At 33.6% G+C, this 5,538-nt stretch carries 7 protein-coding genes; 6 read left to right on the top strand and 1 reads right to left on the bottom strand.

Going from position 1 to position 5,538, the window contains the following annotated elements; all coding sequences use genetic code 11:
- The first annotated feature begins 294 nt into the window (after positions 1–294).
- Both GJ691_RS11315 and GJ691_RS11310 read left to right on the top strand, forming a co-directional pair.
- On the top strand, positions 295–852 hold the full coding sequence (locus tag GJ691_RS11315) for a hypothetical protein (protein WP_154366948.1): 558 nt from the start codon (positions 295–297) through the stop codon (positions 850–852).
- Positions 853–1,049: 197 nt separating this feature from the next.
- On the top strand, positions 1,050–1,430 hold the full coding sequence (locus tag GJ691_RS11310; RefSeq protein WP_154366947.1) for a hypothetical protein: 381 nt from the start codon (positions 1,050–1,052) through the stop codon (positions 1,428–1,430).
- Between the two features lie 268 nt (positions 1,431–1,698).
- On the opposite strand, the gene GJ691_RS11305 is transcribed toward GJ691_RS11310, so the two are convergent.
- On the bottom strand, positions 1,699–2,088 hold the full coding sequence (locus GJ691_RS11305) for a winged helix-turn-helix transcriptional regulator (RefSeq protein ID WP_281351234.1): 390 nt from the start codon (positions 2,086–2,088) through the stop codon (positions 1,699–1,701).
- 311 nt (positions 2,089–2,399) lie between these two features.
- Here GJ691_RS11305 and GJ691_RS11300 point away from each other — a divergent pair, with 311 nt between their 5' ends.
- Genes GJ691_RS11300 through GJ691_RS11285 form a run of 4 tightly spaced genes read left to right on the top strand, consistent with a single transcriptional unit; the run spans position 2,400 to position 5,295 of the window.
- Entirely contained in the window at positions 2,400–2,972 is a 573-nt protein-coding gene (locus GJ691_RS11300) for a carboxymuconolactone decarboxylase family protein (protein ID WP_154366945.1), read from the top strand.
- Between the two features lie 24 nt (positions 2,973–2,996).
- Positions 2,997–3,641, top strand: coding sequence for a DsbA family oxidoreductase (locus tag GJ691_RS11295; protein ID WP_154366943.1), 645 nt, complete (start codon positions 2,997–2,999; stop codon positions 3,639–3,641).
- Positions 3,642–3,677: 36 nt separating this feature from the next.
- Positions 3,678–4,643 carry an alpha/beta hydrolase gene (locus GJ691_RS11290; RefSeq protein ID WP_218944432.1) on the top strand — a complete coding sequence of 322 codons (966 nt, stop codon included), beginning with the start codon at positions 3,678–3,680 and terminating at the stop codon, positions 4,641–4,643.
- A 4-nt stretch (positions 4,644–4,647) separates the two neighbouring features.
- Positions 4,648–5,295: an MBL fold metallo-hydrolase gene (locus GJ691_RS11285; RefSeq protein WP_154366941.1), complete on the top strand. Its 648-nt coding sequence runs from the start codon at positions 4,648–4,650 to the stop codon at positions 5,293–5,295.
- The last annotated feature ends 243 nt before the right edge of the window (positions 5,296–5,538 follow it).

Here is a 5,538-nt window from a genome sequence, read left to right as displayed (position 1 = left end):
TTCGGTACAGCAGTAATTTGAGTAACCATATCTTTAATTTTTTGTTCATTTTAAAGATACTCGACTTACTGCTTTTTCATCGATGCTATAAAAAATAACGCAAGTCATTGATAACACTAAGGTTTGGGCATTTTTGAAAGTCGCCAAATTTTTAAATTTGACGATTTCCCAGTAAAAAGATAAATAGAAAAATTTAAAAATTCGGCTTGTGTTAATCCGAAAAAAAATCGCTTATTTTCTGCGCTACTTTTCATATACGGAGCCGTTGTGCGGCAGCTAAAAAAAACAGACGACATGAAAAATTTGCTAGCTATAATTCTGACCATTCTAAGTCTTTCGGTTTTCGGACAGAATAAATATGACTATGTTCATTTCAACAAATTGACCGAAGTTAAAGGAACGGACTATGTAATTGCATCTATTGACAACAGAAGTAAAATGGCGGAATCCAAGAGCAAATATCTTCTGTTTATCGACACAAAAGATGGTTCAACGGTACAAGTTGATTTCCCCGGAGATGGATATTTAGGTCAAGTTGAGCAAGTAAAAATTGACGACCTTGAAATTAATCAAATTATCGTAGCTGCTAAATCTGTCGACCTAGACGGAAAAAGTGGAATTGATTGGTCAGACCCACAACAGATTTTTATAATCTCGGTAGACGGTAAAACCAAAAAGCAATTGACTAAAGACAAATTTTTTACCAGAACGTGGACAGTCAATAATCAAACAGGAACGATAGTGATTACTGGTCACTACGACACAAATGAAAATGGAAAGTATGATAAGACGGACAAGAATGAAATTTTAATTTTCGACTTAAAAACACTAAAACTGAAGACAAAAATTTAAAAAAAGCCGACCGCACAACAAAGCATATAGCTTATGGCGGGTGAACGGCTGGCAGCAAGGCTTTCGCTTTGTAGCCAGCTTTGGTTTCGGCCGACAGGCTAGTGCTTCGAAACCGCCACAAGCCATATGCAAAACGTTGTAGTGCATTTGGCGCAACTTTTAAAGAAAAACTACGTCTTACTTTAAAAAAGAAACTTATGAAACTGAATGCTATAATTTTAATAGGGGTTTTAATTCTTACTGCTGCCTGTAGTAACGATGAAAATACTATGTTAAAAATTGACGGAAAATATACAGGGACTTTTAAAAGAGACAACAATGTTGCAAATGTGGAAATTGAGTTTATAAATGGAAAATTTTTGGGGAATAGTACTGGAGATGGCTACTTGATACCTATTTATCATGGAGAATATTCAATTAATGGAGATATAATAGTGTTTGATAATAAACAATTAGTTCTGCCAGCTATTTATGACTCTAGTACGCTGTTAGATGGAAAGTGGAATTTTACGTTTGACCAAAATACTCTAACTATGATAAAATCAAATGGAGATAAATACGCCCTAATGAAAAATTAAAAACGACACTACAACAATGTATAACCGCAATTACGGCGGATTCGACTGCGTCCGAATCCACACGTAATTGCTAAGGTCAGTGTAAAACCAAAAATTATTGCATATCAACCAGTAACTGCGGTTATACTAAACGTTGTATGCAAGTGTGGATAAACACCTGCTAAATAATCGGATTGTTAAAAGAATAAAATCTTCACTTACAAATTTTAAAATAACAAAACTGACAACTTAAATTAAAGTTTGCCAAAAGAGCAGGTTTCTCTACAATCTATTTAATAAATTGCTCTCTGCTTTTAACAATAGTAGGAACATGTGGCTTAATCCAAGCGGCTAAATCAACTAATTTTTTCAGAAATACTTCACCCTGTTCTGTTAAACTATACTCCACCCGAATAGGCACTTCAGGGTAAACTTTACGGTTAACATGACCATCTCGCTCTAATGTACGTAATGATTTAGTCAACATTTTAGGAGATATACCTACAACACTTCTTCTTACATCGGCAAAACGTAAAACTTTGTGTTTGCCAAGTACCAAAATTATCATCATTGTCCATTTATCAAGCACCTCTGCCAATACATCTTTTATAGGGCAAACTTCACCAGGATTTTCTACATCCAGGTCTTCCAGTATCTGTTTTACTTTTTTATCATTCATAACATTACTTTTTTACTATTCAATTACATAATCAATAACTATTGCAACTAACAGATTGATTACCTACACTATACATTATATACTTGCGATACAAATGTAACTTAAAGTTGTGGATTTACAGTACATCTAAAACATCAAAATTTATTTTAAAAAAAGTTCATTTTTTTTTCGTCCCAAACACCTTGTACAGCACAACACTAACCATTTGGTTACTTGTTCACCTAATGGTAACGTATTGTGAAACAGCAGTAACTATTGTATACTTGCATCATAAAAGAAATTTAGTTTACATAAAACAAAACTATAATATTATGAATACAACAAGAAAAATAGCGTTAGAAGCAAAATCAATTGAAACGGCAAATACTTTATCGAGCAACCTTTTAGAAGTATCAAAAAAGAGAGCCGGAATGATTCCAAATATGTATGCTACAATGGCTAATAACGATGCCTTACTAGATGCATATATTTATTCGTACGAATCTTTTAGAAAAAACGCAGGTTTTACTCCACAGGAACAAGAGGTTGTCTTTTTATCTATGAACTACGAGAATAATTGTGAGTACTGTATGGCAGCTCATAGCATAATTGCAGACCGAGTGTCTAAAGTCCCTAAAGAAGTAACTGATGCAATACGAAATAACACTGAAATTCCTGATGAGAAATTGAAGGCATTAAGTCTATTTTCTAAAATAATGATAGAAAAAAGAGGCTATCCTTCAGAAGCGGATATTGAAAACTTTTTAAATGCGGGTTATACAAAAAGTCATATTCTGGGTATTATTACAGGCGCAGCGGTTAAAACATTGAGCAACTACACAAATCACATCTTTGATATTCCTGTGGACAAAGCTTTTGAAAGTAGATTTTGGACAAAAGAATAATGTTTAATTATCTATACAATAATTATGTCAGATAAAATAAAAATAGATATCGTTTCGGACGTAGTATGTCCTTGGTGTCTTATTGGATATAAAAGACTACAAAAAGCTATTAATGAATTAGGTGTAAATGACAGGGTTGAAATTGAATGGCAACCATTTGAACTTAATCCGGGTATGTCTGCTCAAGGTGAAATTAGTTATGATTACAGAGCGCGTAAATATGGCGCCACAAAAGAAGACACAGATAGGCAGACGGCATATTTAACCAAATTAGGAGCAGAAGAAGGGTTTACTTTCGATTTTTTTGATGGCATAAAAATCATCAATTCGCAAGACGCTCATATTTTGCTTGATTATGCGAAAGAATTTGGATTACAAACAGCATTGAATCTCCGATTAGTTTCTGCATTTTATAGCGAACGTAAAGATATTTCCGATAGAGACATTTTGCATAAAGAACTGTTAACTGTGGGTTTAAATGCAGATGAAGCAATTAAAAGACTAGACAATGCTGATGCTCGTACACAAATTCAAACGGAAGAAAAGCATTGGATAAACAAAGGAGTTACGGGAGTACCTGCTATGTTTTTTAATTCCTTAAAGTCAATTGTTGGTGCACAATCCGTATCAACCTATAAACAAGTATTAACGGAAGAGTTAGGACTTTAATTTAGATTTTTGAATTAACTTAAATACAAAACAATAATGAAAGAATTAACAGATAAAGGACTTCTACCTAAATACAATACATTTAAATCTTTTCCATTTCTTGCAAGTAGGAATTGGGGCATAAAAATGATGAACTTTTCTGCTCGAATTTTTAACGGCAAAAAGATAAAAGGGTTATATAATGAAGAACGATTTATTCCAAGTAAAAATGGCGGTCCCGATATTAGAGTAAGAATATTTAAACCACTAAATGTGGAAGGGAAATTACCTTTGTTGCAATATATTCACGGTGGAGGTTATATTTTAGGGAGTCCGGAAATGACACCTAACCTAGATATTATTAAGCAATTTATAGAAAAAAGACCTTGTGTAGTAATTGCTCCTGCCTACCGAAGAGCCTTAGACGCTCCTTATCCTGCTGCTTTTAACGATTGTTATGACACACTATTATGGGCAAAAGAAAATGCTGAAGAACTCGGTATTTATGATGATAATTTTATGGTTGCTGGTCATAGTGGTGGCGGTGGATTAACAGCTGCTGTTACCCTAAAAGCCAGAGATACAAAAGATATTAACCTAGCTTTTCAAATGCCTTTTTATCCAATGATAGATGACCGCCAAAATACAAAGTCTGCTAAAGAAATGACCTCCGTTCCTATATGGAATGCCAAATCAAATAAAAAAGGCTGGGATTCTTACTTGAAAAATCTTCGAGATAATAATGAAGAAATACCTCCTTACGCAGCAGCAGCTAGAAATAAAGATTATAAAAATTTCCCTCCAACAATTTCATTTGTAGGCGATTTGGAGCCTTTTAAGGATGAAACTATCGCTTATATAAATGCTTTGAAAGAGGAAGGCATTGATACAAAATTCAAATTATATAAAGGAGCATATCACGGTTTTGATGCTTATGTGCCAGATGCTCAGATTTCAAAAGATGCCGTAAAATTTACTTATGATTCATTTGGAGAGTTTTATGATAAATACATAAACTTATAAGCGTATGATAAAAATTCAAATTTTTCCATTTAATCCTGTTCAGGTTAATACGTATGTACTTTGGGATTCTGAAACTAAAGACTGCATTATTGTAGATCCAGGAAATTGGAATATAGGAGAGGATGAGATACTTACTTCCTTCATAGATAAAAAAGCACTAAATGTTGTCAAAATAATAGCTACTCATGCACATTTTGACCATGTTATGGGAGTTAATTTTGCTTTACAAAAATGGAAGGTTCCATTTGTAGGTCATAAAGAGGCTAATTTATTAATGCCAAGAATTCCCGAAATGGCTGGGTGGTTTAATATCCGTATGGATCCTGTTTCTCCATTAACAGATTATGTGAAAGAAGGAGATAGTATTGCCTTAGGGAATTCTACATTTGAGGTTATTCATGTACCAGGTCATTCGCCAGGAAGCATAGTCCTTTATTGTGAACAGCAAGATTTTATGATTGGTGCTGATGTGTTGTTTAAAGGAGGTATTGGTCATACAGAAGTTCCATATGGTGATTTACCACTATTATTAGATGGTATTGAAAAGAAATTATTTACGAAACCGGACAACACAATTTTTTATACAGGTCACGGACCTTCTACTTCAATAGCTTATGAAAAAAAGCATAACCCTTATTTCGTAATAAGATAAGCCCATTAATTAAAGATTCTGATTTCAGTAAAAAAACCAAGAAAAGGGAGGTTTTGAGTTATCGAAAGTAAAAGTTAAATTCGGGGAGGGATTAATTAACATATGGGATAAACACCAGCATACAACAACGTATCCTATGAAAAGCCTTAGTCCAGTTCTCTAAAGTTAATCAATATTTTCTTTTTTGCCTTAAACCACCTTTTTTTCTTTAATATAACTTGCTCCGCATCCTATATGTGATAC

This window comes from Maribacter luteus (assembly GCF_009674825.1).
In the GTDB taxonomy this organism is placed as follows: Bacteria; Bacteroidota; Bacteroidia; order Flavobacteriales; family Flavobacteriaceae; genus Maribacter_A; species Maribacter_A luteus.
This window is presented reverse-complemented; position numbering and strand designations above follow the sequence as displayed.

What these genes read in the sequence shown, in the direction of transcription:
- GJ691_RS11290 (WP_218944432.1), top strand. Translation starts at nt 3,678, where the DNA reads ATGAAAGAATTAACAGATAAAGGACTTCTACCTAAATACAATACATTT.
- GJ691_RS11305 (WP_281351234.1), bottom strand. Translation starts at nt 2,088, where the DNA reads ATGAATGATAAAAAAGTAAAACAGATACTGGAAGACCTGGATGTAGAA.
- GJ691_RS11295 (WP_154366943.1), top strand. Translation starts at nt 2,997, where the DNA reads ATGTCAGATAAAATAAAAATAGATATCGTTTCGGACGTAGTATGTCCT.
- GJ691_RS11310 (WP_154366947.1), top strand. Translation starts at nt 1,050, where the DNA reads ATGAAACTGAATGCTATAATTTTAATAGGGGTTTTAATTCTTACTGCT.
- GJ691_RS11315 (WP_154366948.1), top strand. Translation starts at nt 295, where the DNA reads ATGAAAAATTTGCTAGCTATAATTCTGACCATTCTAAGTCTTTCGGTT.
- GJ691_RS11285 (WP_154366941.1), top strand. Translation starts at nt 4,648, where the DNA reads ATGATAAAAATTCAAATTTTTCCATTTAATCCTGTTCAGGTTAATACG.
- GJ691_RS11300 (WP_154366945.1), top strand. Translation starts at nt 2,400, where the DNA reads ATGAATACAACAAGAAAAATAGCGTTAGAAGCAAAATCAATTGAAACG.